At 67.5% G+C, this 23,299-nt stretch carries 21 protein-coding genes; 15 read left to right on the forward strand and 6 right to left on the reverse strand.

Annotated elements, in window-relative coordinates:
- Positions 1 to 17 precede the first annotated feature (17 nt).
- From HWY37_RS00745 to HWY37_RS00770, 6 genes are all read left to right on the forward strand, one after another.
- Positions 18 to 608, forward strand: a complete 591-nt coding sequence (locus tag HWY37_RS00745; RefSeq protein ID WP_175206987.1) for a DUF4390 domain-containing protein — start codon at positions 18 to 20, stop codon at positions 606 to 608.
- Positions 605 to 2,923: a sensor histidine kinase gene (locus HWY37_RS00750; protein ID WP_175206988.1), complete on the forward strand. Its 2,319-nt coding sequence runs from the start codon at positions 605 to 607 to the stop codon at positions 2,921 to 2,923. Before HWY37_RS00745 ends, HWY37_RS00750 begins: the two co-directional genes overlap by 4 nt.
- Before the next feature lie 11 nt (positions 2,924 to 2,934).
- Positions 2,935 to 3,627, forward strand: a complete 693-nt coding sequence (locus tag HWY37_RS00755; RefSeq protein WP_175206989.1) for a response regulator — start codon at positions 2,935 to 2,937, stop codon at positions 3,625 to 3,627.
- Positions 3,624 to 5,003 carry a Trk system potassium transporter TrkA gene (gene trkA / locus HWY37_RS00760; protein ID WP_175206990.1) on the forward strand — a complete coding sequence of 460 codons (1,380 nt, stop codon included), beginning with the start codon at positions 3,624 to 3,626 and terminating at the stop codon, positions 5,001 to 5,003. The genes HWY37_RS00755 and trkA overlap by 4 nt, the downstream gene beginning before the upstream one ends.
- Positions 5,004 to 5,054: 51 nt before the next feature.
- Positions 5,055 to 6,524, forward strand: a complete 1,470-nt coding sequence (locus HWY37_RS00765) for a TrkH family potassium uptake protein (protein ID WP_175206991.1) — start codon at positions 5,055 to 5,057, stop codon at positions 6,522 to 6,524.
- Positions 6,525 to 6,935: 411 nt separating this feature from the next.
- Positions 6,936 to 8,180, forward strand: coding sequence for a YbdK family carboxylate-amine ligase (locus HWY37_RS00770; RefSeq protein WP_175206992.1), 1,245 nt, complete (start codon positions 6,936 to 6,938; stop codon positions 8,178 to 8,180).
- 43 nt (positions 8,181 to 8,223) lie between these two features.
- On the opposite strand, the gene HWY37_RS00775 is transcribed toward HWY37_RS00770, so the two are convergent.
- A complete protein-coding gene (locus HWY37_RS00775; protein WP_175206993.1) occupies positions 8,224 to 9,159 on the reverse strand; it encodes a methyltransferase domain-containing protein in 936 nt (311 codons plus the stop codon).
- Positions 9,160 to 9,497: 338 nt separating this feature from the next.
- Between HWY37_RS00775 and HWY37_RS00780 the strand changes: the two genes are divergently transcribed.
- Both HWY37_RS00780 and HWY37_RS00785 read left to right on the forward strand, forming a co-directional pair.
- Positions 9,498 to 10,103: a ComF family protein gene (locus tag HWY37_RS00780; protein WP_175206994.1), complete on the forward strand. Its 606-nt coding sequence runs from the start codon at positions 9,498 to 9,500 to the stop codon at positions 10,101 to 10,103.
- A gap of 137 nt (positions 10,104 to 10,240) precedes the next feature.
- A complete protein-coding gene (locus tag HWY37_RS00785) occupies positions 10,241 to 10,711 on the forward strand; it encodes a tRNA (cytidine(34)-2'-O)-methyltransferase (protein WP_175206995.1) in 471 nt (156 codons plus the stop codon).
- Positions 10,712 to 10,783: 72 nt separating this feature from the next.
- Here the strand turns inward: HWY37_RS00785 and HWY37_RS00790 are convergent, their stop codons facing one another.
- The 5 genes from HWY37_RS00790 to HWY37_RS00810 are packed head-to-tail and all read right to left on the reverse strand — an operon-like array spanning position 10,784 to position 14,230.
- Entirely contained in the window at positions 10,784 to 11,776 is a 993-nt protein-coding gene (locus tag HWY37_RS00790) for a Bug family tripartite tricarboxylate transporter substrate binding protein (RefSeq protein ID WP_175206996.1), read from the reverse strand.
- Between the two features lie 45 nt (positions 11,777 to 11,821).
- The gene (locus HWY37_RS00795; protein ID WP_175206997.1) at positions 11,822 to 12,889 is read right to left on the reverse strand and encodes an NAD(P)H-dependent glycerol-3-phosphate dehydrogenase; all 1,068 of its coding nucleotides are present in this window, start codon (positions 12,887 to 12,889) and stop codon (positions 11,822 to 11,824) included.
- 18 nt (positions 12,890 to 12,907) lie between these two features.
- The gene (gene secB, locus HWY37_RS00800; RefSeq protein WP_176087611.1) at positions 12,908 to 13,441 is read right to left on the reverse strand and encodes a protein-export chaperone SecB; all 534 of its coding nucleotides are present in this window, start codon (positions 13,439 to 13,441) and stop codon (positions 12,908 to 12,910) included.
- 39 nt (positions 13,442 to 13,480) lie between these two features.
- A complete protein-coding gene (gene grxC / locus HWY37_RS00805; protein WP_175206999.1) occupies positions 13,481 to 13,756 on the reverse strand; it encodes a glutaredoxin 3 in 276 nt (91 codons plus the stop codon).
- A 51-nt stretch (positions 13,757 to 13,807) separates the two neighbouring features.
- Positions 13,808 to 14,230, reverse strand: a complete 423-nt coding sequence (locus HWY37_RS00810) for a rhodanese-like domain-containing protein (protein ID WP_175207000.1) — start codon at positions 14,228 to 14,230, stop codon at positions 13,808 to 13,810.
- Positions 14,231 to 14,392: 162 nt separating this feature from the next.
- Here HWY37_RS00810 and gpmA point away from each other — a divergent pair, with 162 nt between their 5' ends.
- The 7 genes from gpmA to HWY37_RS00845 all read left to right on the forward strand — a co-directional run bounded on the left by gpmA (position 14,393) and on the right by HWY37_RS00845 (position 22,623).
- Positions 14,393 to 15,145: a 2,3-diphosphoglycerate-dependent phosphoglycerate mutase gene (gpmA, locus tag HWY37_RS00815; RefSeq protein WP_175207001.1), complete on the forward strand. Its 753-nt coding sequence runs from the start codon at positions 14,393 to 14,395 to the stop codon at positions 15,143 to 15,145.
- Positions 15,146 to 15,152: 7 nt separating this feature from the next.
- Positions 15,153 to 16,775 carry a peptidoglycan DD-metalloendopeptidase family protein gene (locus HWY37_RS00820; RefSeq protein WP_176087612.1) on the forward strand — a complete coding sequence of 541 codons (1,623 nt, stop codon included), beginning with the start codon at positions 15,153 to 15,155 and terminating at the stop codon, positions 16,773 to 16,775.
- Between the two features lie 58 nt (positions 16,776 to 16,833).
- Positions 16,834 to 18,279 carry a S41 family peptidase gene (locus tag HWY37_RS00825; protein ID WP_175207003.1) on the forward strand — a complete coding sequence of 482 codons (1,446 nt, stop codon included), beginning with the start codon at positions 16,834 to 16,836 and terminating at the stop codon, positions 18,277 to 18,279.
- A complete protein-coding gene (locus HWY37_RS00830; RefSeq protein WP_175207004.1) occupies positions 18,276 to 19,031 on the forward strand; it encodes a HesA/MoeB/ThiF family protein in 756 nt (251 codons plus the stop codon). Before HWY37_RS00825 ends, HWY37_RS00830 begins: the two co-directional genes overlap by 4 nt.
- 107 nt (positions 19,032 to 19,138) lie before the next feature.
- Entirely contained in the window at positions 19,139 to 20,326 is a 1,188-nt protein-coding gene (locus HWY37_RS00835) for a GGDEF domain-containing protein (RefSeq protein WP_176087613.1), read from the forward strand.
- A 168-nt stretch (positions 20,327 to 20,494) separates the two neighbouring features.
- Positions 20,495 to 21,214, forward strand: coding sequence for a FadR/GntR family transcriptional regulator (locus HWY37_RS00840; protein ID WP_176087614.1), 720 nt, complete (start codon positions 20,495 to 20,497; stop codon positions 21,212 to 21,214).
- Complete coding sequence (locus HWY37_RS00845; protein ID WP_175207007.1) at positions 21,211 to 22,623, forward strand: FAD-binding oxidoreductase; 1,413 nt, start codon at positions 21,211 to 21,213, stop codon at positions 22,621 to 22,623. The genes HWY37_RS00840 and HWY37_RS00845 overlap by 4 nt, the downstream gene beginning before the upstream one ends.
- Positions 22,624 to 23,299 lie beyond the last annotated feature (676 nt).

A 23,299-nucleotide genomic window follows, 5' to 3' on the forward strand; every position in this document is an offset into this window, starting at 1 on the left:
CGTAGTTCCGGTGCCGTATGTCCATTATTCCGCGCTTATTTCTCGGGTTGTTGCTCGCATTTGCCTTGCTTTCCTTCGTGCCGGGCGGCGAGGCGCATGGGGCCGAACCCAAGGTCACGGAAGTGCGGCCGGCCGTGCGCGACGGCAAGCTGGAAATCGACGCGGACATCGAGTTCGAACTGAACCAGCAATTGCGGGACGCGGCCCAGCGCGGGGTTCCGCTGTACTTCACGGCCGATCTCACCATCACGCGCGAACGCTGGTGGTGGTTCGACAAGTCCCTGGTCGATACCTCCCGGACCTGGCGCATCATCTACAACGCCCTGACGCGTCAATGGCGCGTCGGCGTGGGCGAACTGACCTTCCCGGTCGCCTCGCTGGATGACGCGATGAGCGTCATCCGCCATATCCGCAACTGGGCGGTCGAGGACGCCGACGAGTTCGACGCCGGCGTGCTCTACGGCGGCCATCTGCGCCTGCGCCTGGATACCTCGCTGCTGCCGCGGCCCTTCCAGGTCAATGCCCTGAACAGCAGCTCCTGGGTCCAATCGACCCCGCGGACCGACTTCTCGTTCGTGCTGAGCGACAAGGAGAAAGACCCATCATGAGGCTACTGCTTCGGCTGGCCCTGATGGTAGGCGCCGCGAGCGGCCTGGCGTTGCTGGGCCTGCTGGCCTGGTCCACCGGCAATGCCTCGCGCTTTGCGCGCTACTACGACACGCTGCTGGTGCTGAACGGCATTTTCGCGCTGGCGCTGTTCATCTGGGTGGTGGCGCTGACCGTGAGGCTGGCCCGGCAGATCCGGCGGCGCCAGTTCGGCGCGCGGCTCACGGCCCGCTTTTCCCTGGCTTTCGCCCTGATCGGCGTGGTGCCCGGCGCCCTGATCTACACCGTGTCGGTGCAGTTCATGTCGCGCTCCATCGAATCCTGGTTCAACGTGCGCGTGGACACTGCGCTGGAAGCCGGCCTGAACCTGGGCCGCGCCGCGCTGGATTCGCTGCTGGCCGACCTGGACGCGCGCGGGCGCTCCATGGCCGCGGAGCTGAACCGCAGCACCGACAGCGGCATCACGCTGGCCCTGACACGGCTGCGCGAGACCAACGGCGTGCAGGAAGCCATGGTGTTCACCGGCAGCGGGCGCATGATCGCGTTCTCCACCAGCCAATACGGCCAGTTGCTGCCGGCGATGCCGCCGTCCACGGTCATGAACCAGCTGAGGCTGGCGCGCGGCTATTCCGCCGCCGAAGCCGACGACCCCGTCACGCCCGGCGCCGAGGGCGGACTGCACCTGCGGGTGGTGATCCCGCTGACCGGGCCGGACCGCTACGACAACCTGCTTGGGGCGGCGTCCGAACCCCGCTGGCTGCAGCTGCTGCAGCCGGTGCCCGAGCAGATCGCCCACAACGCCAACCTGGTGCAGCAGGGTTTCCGCGACTACCAGGAACTGGCCCTGTCACGGCTGGGCCTGCGCAAGCTCTACGGCATCACCCTGACCCTGGCCCTGCTGCTGGCGGCCTTCGGCGCGATCGCCGTGGCGCTGTCCTTGTCCAAGCGGCTGGTGCGGCCGCTGCTGAGCCTGGCGGGGGGCACCCAGGCAGTGGGCGTGGGCGATTACCGGCCCCTGCCCGAGCCGCCGGAACGCGACGAAGTTGGCCAGCTGACGCGCTCCTTCAACGCCATGACGCGCCAGCTCGACGAGGCCCGCCGCATGGTCGAGAGCAACCGGCAGCAGCTGGAACGCTCCAACGTCTATCTGGAAAGCGTGCTGTCGAACCTGTCTTCCGGGGTGCTGGTGTTCGACGAATCGTTCCGCGTCACCACCGTCAACCAGGGCGCCCAGACCATTCTGGGCGCGGACCTGCGCTCGGTCATCGGCCGCCCGCTGGAGACGGTGGACGGCATGCTGGAATTCGCCAACATCGTCCGGCAAGCCTTTTCCGCCCATGCCGCGGTCGGCTCCGAACGCCAGCACTGGCAGCAGCAGTTCGAGATTGGCCCGGCCCAGGGCAATGCCGCGCCCGCCGCGGCGCAGCCGCTCACCTTGCTGGCGCGCGGCACCCACCTGCGGGTCGACGGCCGCGGCAACGGCTACCTGGTGGTGTTCGACGACATCACCGAAGTGATCTCGGCCAACCGGACCGTGGCCTGGGGCGAGGTCGCCCGCCGCCTGGCGCATGAAATCAAGAACCCGCTGACGCCGATCCAGCTATCGGCCGAACGGCTGGCCATGAAGCTGGAAGGCAAGCTGCCGCCCGCCGAGGCCCAGATCGTCGAACGTTCCACCAATACCATCGTCAACCAGGTGGCGTCGCTCAAGCAGATGGTGGACGACTTCCGCGAATACGCCCGCACGCCGCCGGCCGTGATGCAGCGTATCGACTTCAACGCCCTGGTGGCGGACGTGCTGTCGCTGTATGGCTGGGAGCCCGAAGGCGCCGCGCCGCGCCAGACCGGAAAGGCGCTTAACCTGGACGTGACGCTGGCGCCGGACCTGCCGGTCATCGAGGGCGACCCGACCCAGTTGCGCCAAGTGATTCACAACCTGATGTCGAATGCCCGCGACGCGATTGCCGAGCAGGGCGGGCAGGGGCGGGTCAGCGTGACGACGCAGCTCATGCGTAGCGAACTGCCGGACCGAGCCGACCATCGGACCGTCCGGTTCACCGTAGCCGATACCGGACCGGGCTTTCCGCCCCAGGTCATGCAGCGCGCCTTCGAGCCCTACGTAACCACCAAGTCCCACGGGACTGGGTTAGGATTGGCAATCGTCCGCAAGATTGTGGAAGAGCACGGCGGACGTATAGACCTTGCCAACCGCAAGGAAGGAGGCGCGCGGATCTCCATATTGTTGACCCGGCTTGCTTCCGAGGCCGATACTATGGACGCGACCGCGCAAGAAAAGGATAATGCGGCTACGCAATAGGTGGATGCTTTATGGCCAGAATTCTGGTGGTTGACGACGAAGTCGGTATACGCGAGCTTTTGTCGGAAATCCTTTACGACGAAGGACACACGGTCGAGCTGGCTGAAAACGCGGCGCAAGCGCGCGCCGCACGTTTGCGCATGCGCCCCGATCTGGTGCTGCTGGACATCTGGATGCCGGACACCGACGGCGTCAGCCTGCTCAAGGAGTGGGGCTCGCAAGGCCTGCTCGACATGCCCGTGATCATGATGAGCGGCCACGCCACCATCGATACGGCGGTCGAGGCCACGCGCATCGGCGCCATGGATTTCCTCGAAAAGCCGATCACGCTGCAACGCCTGCTGAAGACCGTTGCCGCTGGCCTTGCCCGCGGCCGCGCGCCGCATCCGGCGCCTGCCGCCGCGCATCCTGCCGCCGTCAGCGCCGCCGTGGCGCTGGAAGACGAGCTCGATCCGCCGACCCTGGCGGCCGCGCCCGCCAACGAAGTCCCGGTTACGTCCAACGGCCAGCTCGGCAGCATCTCGCTGGATCAGCCGCTGCGCGAGGCCCGCGACGAATTCGAACGCATCTATTTCGAATACCACCTGGTCCGCGAAAGCCACAGCATGACCCGGGTGTCGGAACGCACGGGGCTGGAACGCACCCACCTGTACCGCAAGCTCAAGCAATTGGGCATCGAGTCCGCCCGCAAGCGGAGCTCATGAAGATCCTGATCATGGGCGCTGGTCGCGTAGGCACCAGCGTGGCCGAGAACCTGGTGTCCGAAGAGAACGACATCACGGTGATCGACTCGGATCCCGTCCAGCTGCAATACCTGCAAGAGCACTTCGACCTGCGCGTCGTCCATGGCGACGGCTCGCAGGTATCGGTGCTGGAAGCCGCCGGCGCCGCCGATACCGATCTTCTGATTGCCTGTGCGGCCTCCGATTCGGCCAATATGGTGGCCTGCAAGATCGCGCGCCAGCTGTTCAATATCCCCCGCCGCATCGCCCGCATCCGCTCCGCGGAGTTCGCGGAACACCCGGAACTCATGAGCGAAGAGGGCTTCTGCATCGACGCGCTCATCAGCCCCGAGCGTAGCGTCACAACCTATCTGCACAGCCTGATCGAATTCCCAGAAGCCCTGCAGGTGGTGGAGTTCGCCGAAGGCCGCGTCAGCGTCGTGACCGTGCGGGTCGGGGCTGGCAGTCCGATGGCCCATTCCCCGGTCGACAAGCTGCGCGACGTCTGGCCCGACGTGAAGGCGCGCGTGATCGACGTGCTGCGCGGCGGCCGGCCGCTGCGCGCCGGCAGCGGCACCGTCATCGCCCCGGGCGACGAAGTGGTGCTGGTGGTGGACTCGCGCGATGCGCGCCGCGCCGTGCGGCAGTTGCGCGAGGCCGAGCGCGCCGTGCGCCGCGTCATGATCGCGGGCGGCGGCAACATCGGCCTGCGCCTGGCGCGCCAGCTGGCCGAAGAGAAATACAGCGTGCGCATCATCGAGCGCGACCAGAAGCGCTGCGAATACCTGGCGACCCAGCTGCCAGACAGCGTGCTGGTGCTGCACGGCAGCGGCACCGACGAGGCCCTGCTGGAACGCGAAAACATCGAAGACATGGACACGTGGCTGGCGCTGACCAGCGACGACGAGGACAACATCATGTCCTCGCTGCTGGCCAAGCGCCTGGGCGCCCGCAAGGTGATTGCGCTGATCAACCGCCAGGCCTATGGCGAATTGATGCAGGGCAGCCATATCGACATCGCCGTGTCGCCGTCCCAGGCCACCATGAGCGAACTGCTGCGGCACGTGCGCCGCGGTGACGTGGCCGCCGTGCACCGGCTGCGCCAGGGCGTGGCCGAGGCGCTGGAGGCCATCGCCCACGGCGACCGCTCCAACTCCAAGGTGGTGGGACGCGCGGTCGGGCAGATCAGCCTGCCCAAGGGCGCCAGCATCGGCGCGCTCGTGCGCGAAGACGAAATCATCCTGCCCGACGCGGATACCGTGATCGAATCCGACGACCACGTCATCGTCTTCGTGCCCTCGCGCCGGCAGATGCCGCGCGTGGAAAAGCTGTTCCAAGTCTCGGCGTCGTTCTTCTGATGGGCGCCGCCTCCCCCCTTTTCCGCGGGCCGCGCGCGGCCGGATAGCTCCATGAAGCGCGTCCTGGGCACCCTCTATATCCTGGGCCTGACGATGGTGATGTTCGCGCTCACCATGCTGATCCCCCTGGTCGTCGCCTATGTGGGCGGCGATGCGGCGCGCGATGCCTTCCTGGACGGATTCCTGATCTCGGTGGGCATCGGCGGTGGCCTGGCCGTGATCACGCGCCGCGCCCGCTGCGAGCTGCGGGCGCGCGACGGTTTCGTGCTGGTGTCGGCCGTGTGGGCCGGGCTGCCCCTGCTGGCGGCCATACCGCTGCTGCTCTATTTCCATGGCGCCGGGCTGCCGCTGTCGTTCACGGGCGCGTACTTCGAGGCCATGTCCGGCCTGACCACCACCGGCGCCACGGTCCTGACCAACCTGGACACCTTGCCCGCGTCGATCAACCTGTGGCGGGCCACGCTGATCTGGATCGGCGGCATGGGCATCCTGGTGCTGGCCGTGGCGATCCTGCCCCTACTCGGGGTCGGCGGGCACCAGGTGGTGCGGGCCGAAACGCCCGGGCCGATGAAGGACGAGCGCCTCACGCCCCGCATCGCCAGCACCGCCAAGGCGCTGTACGCGGTCTATTTCGTGTTTTCCATCCTGTGCTTCCTGTCCTACCGGGCGGTCGGGCTGTCGTGGTTCGAGGCCTGGTGCCACATGGCGACCACCATGGGCCTGGGCGGTTTTTCCACCTGGGACGACGGCTTCGCCCATTTCGATTCGGTGGCCGTGGAAATGGTGGCGATGGTGTTCATGCTGATCGCCGGCATCAACTTCGCCACCCATTTCAACGCCTTCCGCCAGCGCAGCGCGCGCGCCTATGTGCGCTGTCCGGAGGCGATTCCCTACCTGGTCGTGGTGCTGGGCGTGGGCCTGGTCATTTCCGTGTTCCTGTTCCTGAAAGGGGTCTACACCGACCCGCTGCAGGCGCTGCGCTACGGCATGTTCAACACGATTTCCATGGCGACCACCACGGGCTACGCCAACACCGACTTCGCGCAGTGGCCGCTGTTCGCGCCGCTGACCATGCTGCTGCTGTCCGGCTTCGCCACCTCGGCCGGGTCGACCGGGGGCGGCATCAAGATGATCCGGGCGATCCTGCTGGTCAAGCAGGCCCGCAACGAGCTGGTCACCATGCTGCACCCGCACGCGGTCAGTCCGGTACGCATCAACGGCCGCGCGGTCGAGGCCCGCACCATGTCGTCGGTGCTGGCCTTCATGCTGTTCTACGGCCTCTCCATCGCTGTTTTCACCAGCCTGCTGCTGCTGTCCGGCCTGGACCCCATCACGGCCTTCTCGGCCGTTTTCGCCAGCGTCAACAACACCGGACCCGGCCTGGGCCCGGTCGGCCCCATGGGCAACTTCGCGGTGCTGTCCGACTTCCAGATCTGGGTCTGCACCTTCGCGATGCTGATCGGGCGCCTGGAGTTGCTGACCGTGCTGGTTCTTTTCACCCCCATTTTCTGGCGCAAGTAAGGGCCCCACGCCCCGTGCGCTTGCAGCTCCCCGGGGGAGATGTCCCGCCTTGGGACGGCCCGGTGGTGGGGCGGCTCATCAGGGTCTTTCAGGCCGTGATTTGATAGGTAATAACCCTAATAAGGGTTGTCCCACCCCCCTTCGCAAGCCCCTTCCAGACTGGCTATGCGGGCGGCATGGGCCGGCAGGCCGCGCCGTTTCTATGCCGTGAGCGCTCGCTCACTTTTCTTCACAGGGAAAAACCGATTGCTTCGTGATGTTGCACATAAATGTCACGATTTTCCATCTTCTTGCCACAAAACAGCGGCTATCATGCGTGCACAAGCTGCCGTCTAGTGCCCCCCGGGAAGTTGCCGGGCTTCAAGGTCGAACGGCGCACACCCTCATCAAACATTCAGATAGGAGTCCGAGATGGAACAGATCCCGTTCATTTCGTCGGCCCCCAACACCCTGGGCATCGAGCTCGAGCTGCAACTGATCGACCCCCGCAGTTTTGACCTGACCGCAGCTTCGGACGAGCTGCTGGCCCAAATGGCCAACCACCCCATCGCCGACCGCGTTAAACCGGAAATCACGCGGTCCATGATTGAACTGAATTCCTCTGTGCACGAGCACCCCATGGGCCTCTTGGCCGAGATGCGCGAAATGCGCGACGCGCTGATCGAAGCGGCCGATGCCGTGGGCGTGTCGGTCGCGGGCGGCGGCGCTCACCCCTTCATGCGCTGGCAGGAACGCTCCATTTCGGACACCCCGCGCTTCCAGTACCTGGCCGAAATGTACGGTTACCTGGCGCGTCAATTTACGGTCTTCGGCCAGCACATCCACCTGGGCGTCAAGAGCGGTGACGATTCCATCAAACTGTTGCGCCGCCTGTCGCCCTACGTGCCGCACTTCATCGCGCTGTCGGCCTCCTCGCCGTATTGCGAGGGCGTGGATACGCTGTTCTCGTGCTCGCGCCTGAACGCGGTCAACAGCTTCCCGCTGGCCGGCCATATGCCGCCCGAGGTGAAGGACTGGTACCAGTTCGAGGCCCATCTGGCCCAACTGCGGGCCTACGGCCTGGCGGAAAGCATCAAGGACCTGTATTGGGACATCCGCCCCAAGCCCGAATTCGGCACGGTGGAAATCCGCGTCTGCGACACGCCGCTGACGGTGGAGCGGGCTTGCCAGCTGGCGGCCTTTGCTCAAGCCCTGGCCGTGCTGCTGATGCGCGAGGGCGATCCGGGCGACGGCGCCTGGCTGTCCTACCGCAGCAACCACTTCCAGGCCTGCCGCTTCGGCCTGCAGGGCAGCTACGTCACGCCGGACGGCCAGCGCCTGCGGCTGATGGATCACCTGCGCAACCTGTTCCAGCGCCTGATGCCGGTGGCTGAAGAGTTGGGCACGGGCGACATGATCGCCGCCCTGCGTGACGAGTCCATGCGCAGCGGCAACGATTCGCGCTGGCTGCGCAGCCAGTTCCATCGCCTGCGCGATCTGCCGCTGGTGGTGGAAGCGATGTCGAACGCATGGCGCGGCGCGGCCGCGCCCGGGGTAGGGCCGGCCGAACCCACTGCGGTCCTGAGGCGCCGCATTCGCGCGACCTCCGAGCCCATGCAGGCGCTGCCGGCTTCCGAGCCGGGGGTCAGCGTGCCGCTGCCGGACCGCCTGCACTAGGCAGGGCGTCCGCCAGGAGTCCCGGCCGAGGCCGGGCTCCGTCTCAGGGGGCGGCGCGGTGGCGGCCGCCGATCGCGCTGACCGACAACCGGGTTTCGCCGGCCGTGTTGCGATGCGCCGCGGCGCGCCAGGCATGGCCGTAGGCCACCTCGATGCTCAGGACGATCAGGCCGTCGGGCCGGCGCTGCGCTTCCAGCGCGGCGCAAAGGCGGTCGCGCCAGTCGCGGCCCACCAGCCCGCCGCGCCGGCCTTCGGCGGGGTTGCCGCCCAGCGCGCGCACGTCCTGCAGCAGCTTTTCCGGACTGCGGTAGGTCAGGGTCAGGATTTCCTGGTCCATGACCGGGTCCGCGAAGCCGTTTTCCACCAGCAGGTCGCCGAAGTCGTGCATGTCCACGAAGGACGGTGTGGCCGTGCGCAGGCCGGCGTCTTCCAGGGCTTGGCGCAGTTCGCGCAGCGTGGCCGGGCCCAGACAGGAGAACATCGCCAGCCCGCCCACTTTCAGGACGCGGCGCCATTCCGCCAGCACGGCGTGCGGGGCGCGGTGCCAATGCATGGCCAGGTTGGACCACACCAGTTCCAGGGATTCCGGCGCCAGGCCGGTTTGCGCCAGGTCGGCGTTGACGAAGGCCGGCGCCGCCGGGCCGCGGCGGGCCAGCTTGCCGATCCAGGCCGACAGGCCGGCCGGCGCATGGCGCTTGCGGGCCTGCTCCAGCAGCGGCTCGCAGTTGTCCAGGCCGGTATAGGCGGCATCCGGATAACGTTCGCGCAGCAGCGGCAGGTTGTCGCCCGCGCCGCAGCCGGCGTCCAGCATCGCCTCGGGCTTGACGCGGATGTATTGCAGGCGGCCCAGCATGCGCTGGGCGACTTCTCCGTACAGGAACTGGGCATCGGACAGGTCGCCGCGGCGGGCGAATTGCCGGGGCACGTCGGCGCTGACGATGGGCAGGGAAGGGGGCGTTGCGGATTCTGGCAGGGACATTTCGGTCGCGCCCGCGTCTTCGCGGCGGGCGGATCATGATTTCATGAGGGATGGCATCCATTATTGCGCATCCCGGCCGCGGCTTCCGATTGACCCTACGGCGCATGGGGCGGTGGCTGCTGTCCCGGGCTGGCTGCGATTGCCCGCTGTGCGGGGCCCGGGTGGCGGGCGCGCGGTTGTGCGCGGGCTGCGAGGCGGATATCTGCGGGGGCGGCTTCGGCCAGGATGGTGCCAGCGGAGGCAGGGCCGGCGAGGGCATGGCCGGTAGGGGCAGATCCAGCGGGAATGGAGCCATCGGGGCCAGCAGCGTCAGCAGCGCGGATAGCCGCGAGGCCATCATGCCGGGCATTGCGGCCCGTGCGGAAGTCCCGCCGCGCTGCCGCCGCTGCGCCCTGCGGCTGCGTCCGGGCTCGCCGCATTGCGCCGCCTGCCTGGGCGCTCCCAGGGCCTTCTCGCGCACCGTGGCTGCGTTCGACTACGCGCCGCCGGCCGATACGCTGGTGTTGATGCTCAAGACCCGGCTGCGGCTCAGCATGGCGCCCGTGCTGGCCCGGCTTATCGCGGCCGCCGTCAGGCGCGACGGCCCCTTGCCCGACGACGCCCTGCTGGTCGCCATTCCGGCCAGCAGCGCCTCGCTGCGCCAGCGCGGCATGAACCCGGCCGCGGAGATCGCCCGCAGCCTGGCGGCCGAACTGGAGCTGCCCTTGGCGCACGGGCTGCTGCGGCGGCTCCGGGAAACGCCCAGGCAAACCGCGCAGGGGCGCCGCGCGCGCCGGCTGGCGGCGCAAGGCCTGTTCCATTGCACGGGCGGAGTACATGGGCGGCAGATGGTCGTGGTGGACGACGTCATGACCACGGGCAGCACGGCCGATGCGGCCGCAGCCGCGCTGTTGGCGGCGGGGGCGGCGGGCGTCACGGTACTGGTCGCCGCCCGCACGCCCTGAGCCGGCCGAGAGGCAAATCGGCGACAATTCCAGGCATGCGGCGGCGCCTTCAGCCGCCACCCGTTTCGAGTTCCTGGCCAGGCAGCCGATGGCAGGCCTGCGCGGGGCTCCGTTCAGTGTCCACAGGCCCCAGCACCATGTTTCACGTCATCCTCGTCTGCCCCGAGATCCCGCCCAACACGGGCAACGCCATCCGCCTGTGCGCCAATACCGGCGCGCAATTGCATCTGGTGCGTCCCCTGGGCTTCGAGCTCGACGACGCCCGCATGCGCCGCGCCGGGCTGGATTACCACGAATGGCAGCCGGTCCGGGTGCACGATTCCCTGGAGGAAGCCCTGGCCGATACCGGCGCCACGCCGTCCAGCATCTATGCCCTGACCACGCATGCGCAGCGCAGCGTGGCGGACATCGGCTTCAAGCCGGGGGATGTGTTTGTGTTCGGCCGCGAAACGGCCGGCTTGTCGGAGGAACATCAGGCGATGTTCCCGCCGCAGCAGCGCCTGCGTTTGCCGATGCGGGCCGGCCAGCGCAGCCTGAACCTGTCCAATGCCGTCGCGGTGACGGTGTTCGAGGCCTGGCGCCAGCAGGGATATGAAGGGGGAGTGTGACGGGTGGGCGCGAGAGCCCCGGCAAAACAGCCGGGCACTCAGCGCGCGTGACCCGTCAGCGCGCCTGGACGATCAATCCAGAGACAGATTCAGCTTTTCGATCACCTGGTCCCAGCGCGCCTTTTCGTTCTTGATGCGCGCGGTCAGGGCTTCCGGGGTGGACGGCGCGGGCGTGAAGTATTGCAGCGCCATCTGTTTGCGCACCGCGTCGCTGTCGATGATGCGCGCCAGCTCGCTGTTGAGGCGCTCGACCACGGGCGTCGGGGTGCCGGCCGGAACCAGCACGGCGTTCCAGGAAATGGCTTCGAAGTCCGGATAGCCTTGCGAGGCCATGGTCGGCACGCCCGGCAGCGCGTCGCTGGGCTGCAGGCTGGTCACGGCCAGCAGCTTGACCTTGCCGTCGCGCGCCTGGGGCACGGCGATGGCAGGCACCATGAAGCCGGCCTGGATATCGCCGCCGATGATGGCGGAGATCACCTGCGGAAAGCCCGAGTAGGGGATGTGCGCCAGGTCTATGCCGGCGCTTTCCTTGAACATTTCCATGGCCAGGTGGGCCGAGCTGCCCGGGCCGACGGATCCGTAGTTCAGCGAATTGCCGCGGCCCTTGGCCAGCGCGACGAAATCCTTGACGTTGTCGACCTTCAGGCTGTTCGGCACCACGAGCACGTTGGGGCTGGTGCCCACCAGCGACACCGGTTGCAGGTCGCGCAGCGGATCGTAGCCCAGCGACTTCTTGTAGAGCGTGGGCGCGGTGACCAGCGGACCGTTGATTGTGTAGAGCAGCGTGTAGCCGTCAGGCTTGGCCTGCGCCACGATGCGGGTGCCGATGTTGCCGCCAGCGCCCGGCTTGTTGTCGATCACGATGGGCTGGCCCAGGGCCTGGGACAGCGGTTCCGAGATCGTGCGCGCCAGGATGTCGGGCGACGAGCCGGGCGGATAGGGCACGACCATATGGATCGGACGGTCGGGCCAGTCGGCGTGGGCGGCGGCCGGCAGGATGGCGGCCAGGCTCAGGCAAAGGCCGCGTAGCAGCGGGCCGACCCGGAACTTGCGGGCTTGCGTCATGAAGGATGTCTCCTGGGTGTTGTGCGTGGTGTTCTTATGGGCGGATCAGTGGGGCGCGGCGTCCGGCTGGCCGCTGCCGTCCGCGTTTTCGTAGCGGGCGTCGCGCGCCAGCAGGGCGGACACGGCCGTCATGGGCGCCACGCCGTCGAACAGCACGGCGCAGACGGCTTCGGTGATGGGCAGTTCGACGCCGATGGCGCGGGCGCGATCCAGGGCCGCGCGCGCGCAGCGCACGCCTTCGGCGGTGATGCCGCTGGCCAGGATGTCGGCCAGCTTGCGGCCGGCGCCGATCTCCAGGCCAACGCGGCGGTTGCGCGACAGTTCGCCGGTCGCGGTCAGGACCAGGTCGCCCAGGCCGGTCAGCCCGGCGAAGGTCTCGGCCTGCGCGCCCAGCGCCACGCCGAAGCGGGTCATCTCGGCCAGGCCGCGGGTGATCAGCGCGGCGCGGGCGTTGGTGCCCAGGGCCAGGCCGTCGCCGATGCCGCAGGCAACGGCGATCACGTTCTTCAGCGCGCCGCCCACTTCCACGCCGACCAGGTCGGTGCTGGCGTAGACGCGCAGCGCCGCGCCGTGGAAGGCGGCGGTGGTGGCGGCGCGCAAGGCGGCGTTGTCGCTGGCGACGGTCAGCGCCACGGGCAGGCCCTGCGCGACTTCGCGCGCGAACGAGGGGCCCGACAGCGCGCCGCCGGTGGCGCCCGGCAGGGCCTCGCGCATGATTTCGTGGGGCAGCCTGGCCGTGTCGGCTTCAAAGCCCTTGCACGTCCAGACGATGGGGGTGTCCTGCAATCCCAGCGCGGGCAGCCGGCGGGACAGTTCGCCGCAGATGGCGGTCAGGCCGGCCACGGGCACGCCCAGCACGATCAGGCGCTGGGCGCCGTCGTCCTGCAGGCTGCGCAGCGTGGCGTCGAGATCGGAGGAGATGTTCAGTGCCTGGGGCAGGGAAATGCCCGGCAGGTAGCGCGCGTTTTCGTGCGAGGCGGCCATGTCGGCCGCCTGCGCGGCGTCGCGCGCCCAGAGTACGGTGCTGTGGCGACGGCTGGCGGCCGCCGCCAGCGCGGTGCCCCAGCTTCCCGCACCCAGGACGGCGACGCGTAGCGACGGGGCGTTTTTCATGGGGCGCCGCAGCTTGCCTTACTGGCGGGTGGCGCCAGGGGGCAGGATGATGCCCGAGTCGCTGCCGTTGCCGTTGGCGGCGCCTTGCTGCTGTTGCAGTTCGGCCAGGCGCTGCTCGTACAGGGCCTGGAAGTTCACTTCGGTCAGGTGCAGCGGCGGCATCGAGGTGCGGGTGATCGCGTCGGCGATGTTGGCGCGCAGGTAGGGGTACAGCATGGTCGGGCAGACGATGCCCAGCAGCGGGTCGAGCTGTTCCGCCGGGATGTTGGCGGCCTCGAAGATGCCGGCTTGCGTGCCTTCGACCAGGTACACGACCTTTTCATTGATGCGGGTGGTGACGGTGACCGTGACCGTGGTTTCGAACACGGTTTCGGCCAGGCGCTGACCGCCCACGGTGATGCTCACCTCGACCTGGGGCGCTTCCTGCTCCAGGAAGACGTGGGGCGCGTTCGGCATTTCCAGCGAAAGGTCTTTCAGGTAGACGCGCTGCAGATTGAACGAGGGCGCGTCGTTGCCGCCTTCTTGCTGGGAGTTTTGGTCTTGATCAGCCATGAGTGTTTCCGTTGGTGGGAGGGGCAAAAAGGGAGGCGATTAGTTGGCCGGGGACGCCTGGCCGTTCAGCATGGGCGTCAGGCCGCCGGAGCGGTCCAGCGCCATCAGGTCGTCGCAACCGCCGACGTGGGTATCGCCGATGAAAATCTGCGGCACGGTGCGCCGGCCGGTGCGTTCGATCATGACTTCGCGCTGGGACGGGTCCCGGTCGATCTGGATGATTTCCAGGTCCGTCACGCCGCGTTGTTCCAGCAAGGCCTTGGCGCGGGCGCAATAAGGACAATAGTCCTTGCTGTACATGACGACTTTATTCATGGGCGCTCCTGTGGGTACAAGAATAGGTAGATGGGGGCGCGGCCCCTGGCTTCAACCCTTCTGGGTCACCGGCAGGCTGGCGGCCGACCAGGCGCGCATGCCGCCATCCAGCGGCACCACGTCGGCAAAGCCCTGGGTGCGCAGCTTGGCGGCGGCGCGGGCCGAATCGCGGCCATTGTCGCAAACCACGATCAGCGGCTTGTTCTTGGGCAGCGAGGCGGCCTTCTGTTCGAGGTCGGCGGCCGGCACGTTGCGGGCCTGGGCGATGTGGCCGGCCTGGAACTGCTCGGCGGCACGCACGTCGACCCATACGGCCTGGCGCTGGTTGACCATCTGGATGGCCTCGGTCGTGCTCACGGCCGAGCCGGTGCGGCCTTTGCGCAGGGCGGGGATGGCCAGCATGACGCCGGAGATGACGGCAACGGCGACGATGAAGACGTTGTTTTTATCGATCAAGAATTGCAAAAGGTCCACGGGGCATCCTGAAGTGCGGCGACTAGCCTGGTATAGGCGAACCCTGAAGCGCCGCGCCACGGAAATGGGCGGGTGCGCCGGGGCAAAATCAAGGGCAAAATCGCTCAATTATAAAATGAGCGCATTCCTTCACTTTAACCCGCGTTACAAGCGTCCCAAATCATGCACAAACTCGTTCTGATGCGCCACGGCGAAAGCCAGTGGAACCTGGAAAACCGCTTCACCGGTTGGACCGACGTCGACCTCACCGACACCGGCCGCGAACAGGCCCGCAAGGCCGGCGAGCTGCTCAAGAAAGAAGGCTTTACCTTCGACCTGGCCTACTCCTCGCTGCTCAAGCGCGCCATCCGCACCCTGTGGATCGCCCTGGACGCCATGGACGCCATGTATACGCCGGTGGGCGTGACCTGGCGCCTGAACGAACGCCACTACGGCGCGCTGCAAGGCCTGAACAAGGCCGAAACCGCCGCCAAGTACGGCGACGAGCAGGTGCTGATCTGGCGTCGCGCCTACGCCATTGCCCCGGAGCCGCTGGCCCTGGACGACGAACGCCATCCCCGTTTCGACAAGCGCTACGCCAAGGTGCCTGCCGACCAGCTGCCCGCCACCGAATGCCTGAAGGACACCGTGGCCCGCGTGCTGCCGTTCTGGAACGAATCCATCGCCCCGGCCATCCGCTCGGGTCGCAATGTGCTGATCGCCGCCCACGGCAACAGCCTGCGCGCCCTGATCAAGCACCTGGACAACGTCTCGGACGAAGACATCGTCAACCTGAACATTCCTACCGGCCAGCCCCTGGTCTACGAATTGGATGATGACCTGCGCCCGATCCGCCACTATTATCTGGGCGATGCCGCCGAGATCGAGGCGGCCATGGCTGCGGTGGCAGCCCAGGGCAAGGCTAAGAAGGACTGATATTCCTATGCGTCGCGCGGCAGGGTTGTTGTTGGCGGTCATGTTGACCGGTGGGGCGCTGTCGGCTCGCGCCGCGCCCAACGACCTCGCCGGCCGCCAGTCCGACGCGGAAAAGCAGCAGGCCGCCTTGCGGGACCGCATCGAGAACCTGCAAAAGGACATCGATGACCGCGAGGCCGCCCGCAAGGAAGCGGCCGACGCCCTCAAGCAGTCGGAATCGGCCATTTCCAAGATCAACCTGCGCCTGCGGGAGTTGGCCGAGGCCAACCGCCAGGCGCAGACCGACCTGACCAGCCTGGAAAAGCAGATCGGCGCCCAACAGCTGGTGCTGGCCAAGCGCCGCACGGAATTGGCCGAACAGCTGCGCACCCAGTACACCAGCGGCCTGTCACCCTGGACGGCCTTGCTGTCTGGGGACGACCCCCAGGTGCTGGGCCGCAACCTGGGCTATCTGGATTACGTCTCGCAGGCCCGCGCCAAGGCCGTGCAGGCCCTGCGCGAGGACATCGACCGCCTGGCCGCCCTGCAGGGGCGCGCCGACGCCCGCCGCGCCGAGATCGAAAAGGTCGTGGCCGAAACCTCCGAACAGAAGACCGCGCTGGTCGGTCAGCAGAAGGAGCGTTCCACGCTGCTGGCGCAGCTGGAAGGGCAGATCGCCGCCCAGCGCGCAGAAGCCAACAAGCTGGGACGCGACGATCAGCGCCTGTCGCGGCTGATCACCGATCTGGACGCGGCCATCGCCAAGCAGATCGAGGACGCCCGCCGCGCCGAGGAAGCGCGCAAGCGGGCCGAGGAAGTCCGCCGAGCGGAAGAGGCGCGCCGCGCCGCCGAGGAAGCCAAGAAGCGCGCCGACGCCGAGCGCCGCGCCACGGAGGACGCCCGCAAGAAGGCCGAGGCCGACCGCAAGCAGGCCGATGCCGATCGCAAACTGGCCGCCGACAACGCCAAGCGCGACCGCGACGCCCGTGAAGCGCGCGAGGCGGCCCAGGCGCGCGAGCAGGTCGAAGCCGCTTCGCGCCAGGGGCGCGGTCCCGTCGCGGTGGCCGATCCGGACGCCGCCGGATTGCGCCCGGTCGACCAGAAACCGTCCCGGGTGGCCACGGCCGAGCCGCCGCCTCAGGTTAAACCCCCGGAACCGCCCAAAAAGGCGGAACCTGTCCAGGAAAATCCCGCTCCAACACGTATCGAGCCTGCCCAGCAGACGCAGACCCAGACCGCGCGCGCCGCGCCGGTCGGCGGCGGCAACGGCCTGCGCCACGGACTGACCATGCCGGTGCGCGGCCAGGTGCAGGGTCGTTTCGGGGTCGACCGCCCGGACGGCGGCGTCTGGCGCGGCGTGGTGCTGCGCGCGCCCGAAGGCACGCCGGTCAAGGTGGTGGCCCCCGGTACGGTGGTCTACGCCGATTGGCTGCGTGGTTTTGGCAACCTCATCATTGTGGATCATGGGCAGCAATACCTGACCGTCTATGCTTACAACCAAAGTCTGCTCAAACGGGTGGGAGATTCGGTGACGGGTGGCGATACTATTGCCACCGTAGGGGCAACCGGCGGCCAAGTGGAATCCGGCCTATACTTTGAAATTCGCCATCGTGGCGCTCCTGTGGATCCGGCACAATGGCTGGCGCAGTAGATTGATGTCGTTGGTAATTACCAAACCCATCGGCGAAAACAAAATTCGGGAAGTGTGCATGGGCACTCGTAAGTTTCGCGGTTTCGGTCTGATTGCCATCGGTGCGGTGGCTGGTGTGTTGCTCAGCGTAGGCGTGACCGCGGTCGCGCAGCGCGGCAGTCCCTTGCCACTGGACGAGCTCAGGCAGCTGAGCAACGTGTTCGCCGCCATCAAGAACAACTACGTCGAAGCCGTCGACGACAAGACCCTGATCGACAATGCCATCTCCGGCATGGTGTCGAACCTGGATCCCCACTCCGCCTACCTGGACGCCGACGCCTTCCGCGAAATGCAGACGGCCACGCAGGGCGAGTTCGGCGGCCTGGGCATCGAGGTCGGCGCGGAAGACGGCTTCGTGAAGGTGATCTCGCCGATCGAAGACACGCCCGCCGCGCGCGCTGGGGTGATGGCCGGCGACCTCATCATCAAGATCGACGACACGCCCACCAAGGGCATGACGCTCAACGACGCGGTCAAGCTCATGCGCGGCGCGCCCAAGTCGCCGATCACGCTGACCATCATGCGCGCTGATCGCCCGCAGCCCATCGTGCTGAAGATCGTGCGCGACATCATCAAGGTGCGCAGTGTGCGCAGCAAGATGCTGGACAACGGCATCGGCTACGTGCGCGTCGCCCAGTTCCAGGAAAAGACCGGTTCGGACCTGGCCAAGCAACTGAAGGACCTGGGCGCCAAGGAAGCTCCCAAGGGCCTGGTGCTGGACCTGCGCAATGACCCGGGCGGCCTGCTGACCAGCGCCATCGGCGTGTCCGGCGCGTTCCTGCCTGCCGACTCCGTGGTGGTGACCACCGACGGCCGCACGCCCGACGCCCGCCACAAGTACCTGGCCACGCCGTCGGAATACGCCCGCGGCGAAAGCAACTACCTGGCCGGCCTGCCTGCCTGGACCAAGACGGTGCCGATGGTCGTGCTGGTGAACGTCGGTTCCGCTTCGGCTTCCGAGATCGTGGCCGGCGCGCTGCAGGACCACAAGCGCGCCAAGGTCCTGGGTAACCGCACCTTCGGCAAGGGCTCGGTGCAGGTGATCCTGCCGCTGTCCGAAACCACCGCGGTCAAGCTCACCACGTCGCGCTACTTCACGCCCAGCGGCCGCTCCATCCAGGCCACCGGCATCGAACCTGACTACGTCGTTGCCGACACGGCCGACGGCGACCTGTTCCGCCTGCCGCGCGAAGCCGATCTGCAGCGTCACCTGTCCAACCAGCAGACCGCCAACGAAGTGAAGTCCAGCGCCGGCGACGATAACGCCGAGCTGCCGGCCAAGGTCTTCGAGTTCGGCGGCAAGGACGACTTCCAGCTGCAACAGGCCCTGAACGTGCTGGCCGGCAAGCCGGTGCAGAAGGGCTCGGCCCGCGCCCAGGCCAAGGCTGACTCCAAGGCCGGCGGCGGCACGCCCCAGCGCATGAAGATCACGCCGACCGGAGTCGAGCCCAGCAAGGACAAATGAACGACGAGCAACTGCTGCGCTACGCCCGCCACATCCTGCTCGACGAGCTTGGAATAGAAGGGCAGGAAAAACTGCTGGCGGCGCGTGTGCTCATCGTGGGGGCGGGCGGACTGGGTTCCCCCGCCGCGCTCTACCTGGCCACCGCCGGCGTGGGCGACATCACCCTGGCCGACGACGACGTCGTCGAGCTGAGTAACCTCCAACGCCAGATCTTGCACACCACCGCCAGCGTCGGCCGCCACAAGGCCGAGTCTGGACGCGACATGCTGGCGGCCTTCAATCCGCAGACCCGGGTCCATGCCCGCGTCGAACGGCTGGAAGGCCAGGCCCTGTCCGACGCGGTCGTGCAGGCGGACCTGGTGCTGGACTGCACCGACAACTTTGCCACCCGCCATGCCATCAACCGCGCTTGCGTGCAGCACCGCAAGCCGCTGGTGTCGGGCGCCGCGATCCGCTTCGATGGCCAGGTCAGCGTCTACGACCTGCGCGACGACAACGCGCCCTGCTACCACTGCCTGTTTCCGGAAGCCGACGACGTGGAGCAAGCCAATTGCGCCACGATGGGCGTGTTCGCGCCGGTCGTCGGCATCATCGGCAGCATGCAGGCCGCCGAAGCGCTCAAGCTGCTTTCCGGCGTGGGCGAAAGCCTGTCAGGTCGCCTGTTGTGGCTGGACGTGCGCACCATGCAATGGCGCAGCGTCAACGTCCAGCGCGACCCCGAATGCGCGGTTTGCGGCCACCGCGGCCACTGATCCGGCCCGTCCGATTGGCCCCGCGGCCAATATATAAGGCCTGAAATACCTGCTATAACGCCAGCCAGCCTACCTGAAATCAGGTAGATGGCCTGGGACGTGACCGCGTGGATACAGCACTAAAGTTCAGCTTACCCAAATGGCGCCTCACGCGCTGGCTGACGCATTCCGGGCACGATACACCGGCGGACATCCGTTCGGCCCTGATCGCCAGCCTGTTCGGCACGCTCCCCATTTTTGCCGGCGGGGTCATCAATACCCTCATGATCGCCGGCGTGGTGGCCTGGCGCCGGCCGGAACCGCTGTATCTGTCGTGGCTGGCGATGGAAGTGCTGCTGGCGGTCGTGCGCGTCCTGATCCTGCGGTCCGCGTTGCGCGCCGCGCCCAAGGGCGGCAACACCCATACCGACATCTATATCCTGCTGGCGCTGCTGTGGGCGTTCAGCGTGGGCTACGGTGTCTTCGTCACCTTCATCAACGGCGACTGGCTGGCGGCGACGCTGGCCGGCGTGTCCTGCGGCGCCATGGCGGGCGGCATCTGCTTCCGCAACTACGGCGCGCCGCGGCTGGTTGGCGCCATGATCTTCCTGAGCCTGGGGCCCATGTGCCTGGGCGCGGCCTTCACCGGCGAATACGTCACGGCCATCGTATTCATCCAGATCCCGTTCTACCTGGTCAGCATGAGCATCGCCTCGCACCGGCTCAACCGCATCCTGGTGTCCACCATGCTGGCGGAGCGCGACAGCGAACGCCGTGCCAGCGAAGACGCGCTGACTGGCCTGGCCAATCGGGCCGGCCTGCAAGCCGCGCTGGAGCGCGTGTGCGCCAGCGCGCGCGGCCAGGACAGTTCCGCCGCGCTGCTATACATGGACATGGATGGCTTCAAGCTCATCAACGACACCTACGGCCACGCTGCGGGCGACAAAGTGCTCATCACCACCGCCCAGCGCATGCGCTCCATGCTGCGGGTGGACGACGTGGCGGCGCGCATCGGCGGCGACGAATTCATCGTCCTGGTTACGGGTATCGACGCCACGGCCGCCTTGCGGCTGGGTGAGCATCTGCTGCACGACGCCTCGCAACCGATCACGCTGGCCGACGGCACGCGCGTCAGCGTCGGCCTGTCCATCGGCATCTCCATCGTGTCGGGCGCCAATCGCAGCCCGGATGCGGCGCTGCATTCCGCCGACGCCGCCCTGTACCGCGCCAAGGCGCAAGGCGGCCGCTGCTGCGCCGTGGCGGGGATGGAGAGCATCGAGAAAGAAGTGCCTGACGGCGAGCCCGCGGTGGCTTGAGGCGGGCAGGTGGCTGGCGCGCGGGTGGAGTGAAATCCGCTGCGCTTAACTGAAGCTGATTGAAGCGGATCAGGGCAGACCGAGGCCACCTGAGCAGGTAGACCGATTTTGAGGATTCCCTCCTAAAAAGTTATCAGATAACCTGAGAAGTCTGTCTATAATCGCGCCATGCTGACCAAGAGCCTCACCCTGACCGAACAGGTCGCCCGCCAGATCGCCGCCGACATCGCTGGCGGCGCCTATCCCGTGGGCGCCAAACTGCCCGCAGGCCGCGTCCTGGCCGAGCAGTACGGCGTCAGCGCCGCGGTCATCCGCGAAGCCACCGAGCGCCTGCGGGCCCAGGGCCTGATTCAGAGCCGCCAGGGTTCCGGCAGCACCGTGCTGTCGCGCACGGGCGCGCAGGGCTTCCAGCTGTCGGCCGGCATCGCCGTGGACCGCAAGCAGTTGGCCGGCGTGTATGAATTGCGCATGGAACTGGAAGGCGGCGCGGCGGCGCTGGCCGCGCAACGGCGCGACGAGGCTGACCTGGCCGCCATGGCCCGCGCGCTGGCCGAACTGGAATCGCACCTGGAAGACCCGGAGCAGGGCGTCGAGCACGACATCGCGTTCCATCGCGCCATTGCCGCAGCCACGCACAACAGCTGCTACCAGGACCTGCTGCAGTACCTGAACCTGCAACTCAGGCTGGCCGTCAGCACCGCGCGCAGCAACAGCCGCCTCCAGGAAGGCCTGACGGCAGTCGTGCACCAGGAACACGTAGCCGTGTTCGAGGCCATCCGCGCGCGCGATCCCGCCGCGGCCAGGCTGGCCGCCACCCGCCATTTGCAGCAGGCGGCCAGCCGCCTGCAACTCGATCTACTCTCCACCGCCGCAAGGCAGACATCATGAGCGCATCCGACTTCACGCAACGCCTGGTCCAGGCCCTGGGCCCCGACACCGTCATCACCGCCGAGGCGGACATCGCGCCCTGGCTCTCCGACTGGCGCGGCCTGTACAAGGGCAACGCGCAAGCCGTGGTGCGCCCGCGCACGACCGCCGAGGTCGCCACCTGCCTGGCGCTATGCCAGGAGGCTGGCGTGCCGGTGGTGCCGCGAGGCGGCAATACCGGCCTGTGCGGCGGCGCCACGCCTGACGGCGCCGCTGGCAACGTGGTGCTGAGCCTGGACCGCATGAACGCCGTGCGCTCCATCGACACCATCGCCAACACCATGGTGGCCGAAGCGGGCGCGATCCTGGGCAATCTGCGCCGCGCCGCGCAGGACGCCGGCCGTCTGCTGCCGCTGAGCCTGGCGGCGGAAGATTCCAGCCAGATCGGCGGCAACGTCGCCACCAACGCCGGCGGCGTGAACGTGGTGCGCTACGGCATGGCGCGCGAGCTGGTGCTGGGCCTGGAGGCGGTGCTGCCCACGGGCGAGATCTTCCACGGCCTGCGCACCCTGCGCAAAGACAACACCGGCTACGACCTCAAGCAATTGCTGATTGGCTCCGAAGGCACGCTCGGCGTCATCACCGCTGTCGCGCTGCGCCTGTTCCCCCGCACCGACGTGCGTTCGGTGGTGCTGGCCGCGGTCGAGTCGCCGGCGCAGGCCCTGCAACTGTTCGAGATCCTGTTCGAACAGTGCGGCGCGCGCCTGCAGGCCTTCGAATACTTCTCGGGCGATTGCCTGGACCTGGTGCTGGCGCACGCCGCGGGCGTGCAGGAACCCTTCGACCAGCGCTATCCGGCCTATGTGCTGGTGGAACTGGCGGACACCGCAGACGAGGCCGCGCTGAACGGCCTGGTGGAAAACGTGATCGGCGCGGCGCTGGAACGCGGCCTGTGCCTGGACGCGGCAGTGTCGGCGTCGCTGGCGCAGTTGCAGGCGCTGTGGAAACTGCGCGAGGAAATCTCCGAAGCGCAGCGCGCCGACGGCCCGCACCTGAAGCACGACGTGTCGCTGCCGATCGAACGCATCCCCGACTTCATGGAATCGGCCGAGGCCCGCGTGCGCGCGCTGTACCCGGACATCCGCCCCTTCATCTTCGGCCACTTCGGCGACGGCAACCTGCACTACAACCTGTCCCGCCCGGCCGGCGCGGACCGCGACTGGGTGGCGGTGCATGGGGCGGCGATCACGGATGCGGTGCTGGACGAGGTGAACCGTTATGGCGGAAGCATTTCTGCCGAGCATGGGATCGGGCAGCTGAAGCGGGATCATTTCCTGCATAGCAAGGATGCGCTGGAGTTGCGGTTGATGCGGGAAATCAAGGGTGTGTTGGATCCGGCGGGGATTATGAATCCTGGGAAGTTGCTGTAGTTTCTTTTGGGCGGCTTTGAGCGGAGCGTCGTGGTTTGCTCTTCGGTGTATGAGCGAAGCTTCGTAGGCCGCACGTCGGCGCAGGCGGCATGGCGGCGAGCGCCCACGATTGCGGTCCGGAGCCTTCGCTCCGGACTCCCCCGTCGTCATCTTCGTCACCGCCTTCGGCGGTTCCTTCAGATTCCCTCGGGCGCATCGAGGTTGCTCGCCGCCATGCCGCCTGCGCCGACGTGCTACTTGCGTCTTGGTCTGTTGCGTTGCTAGGACCGTGTTCAGTGGCGAGTCTTGCGGGGCCCGCTCATTGCGGCCGCCCGGGCGGCCGTAATGAGCATACGTCGTTGCGTGCGTCGTGACGCGTGCGCTTGCGCGAATGCGGCGGGTGGTTTGCTAGTGGTTGTCGCCTCGTTTTTTGGGGGGCGGTGATGGGCGGCGCGCGATGGACAGACGCTTGCGCGTGCTGATCCTCTCGCGCGCGCCGCCCATCCGGCAGCGGAGTTGAAATGACAAATTTTCAGCTTCCCATCATGGTGCGAACGCTTTGATGGTGGGTCGCGTGCGATATGCGCCGTAGCTTAGGGGCAGCACTGTACGCACTTAACCCATCCGACGCGTTCGTCACCAGCGCGCAGCGGCATCGGTCGACGCCAGACACCGCGTAAGCCCCCAAAGGCCGCCC

Origin of the sequence: Achromobacter anxifer (assembly GCF_903652925.1) — a bacterium.
Classification (GTDB): Bacteria; Pseudomonadota; Gammaproteobacteria; order Burkholderiales; family Burkholderiaceae_B; genus Achromobacter; species Achromobacter anxifer.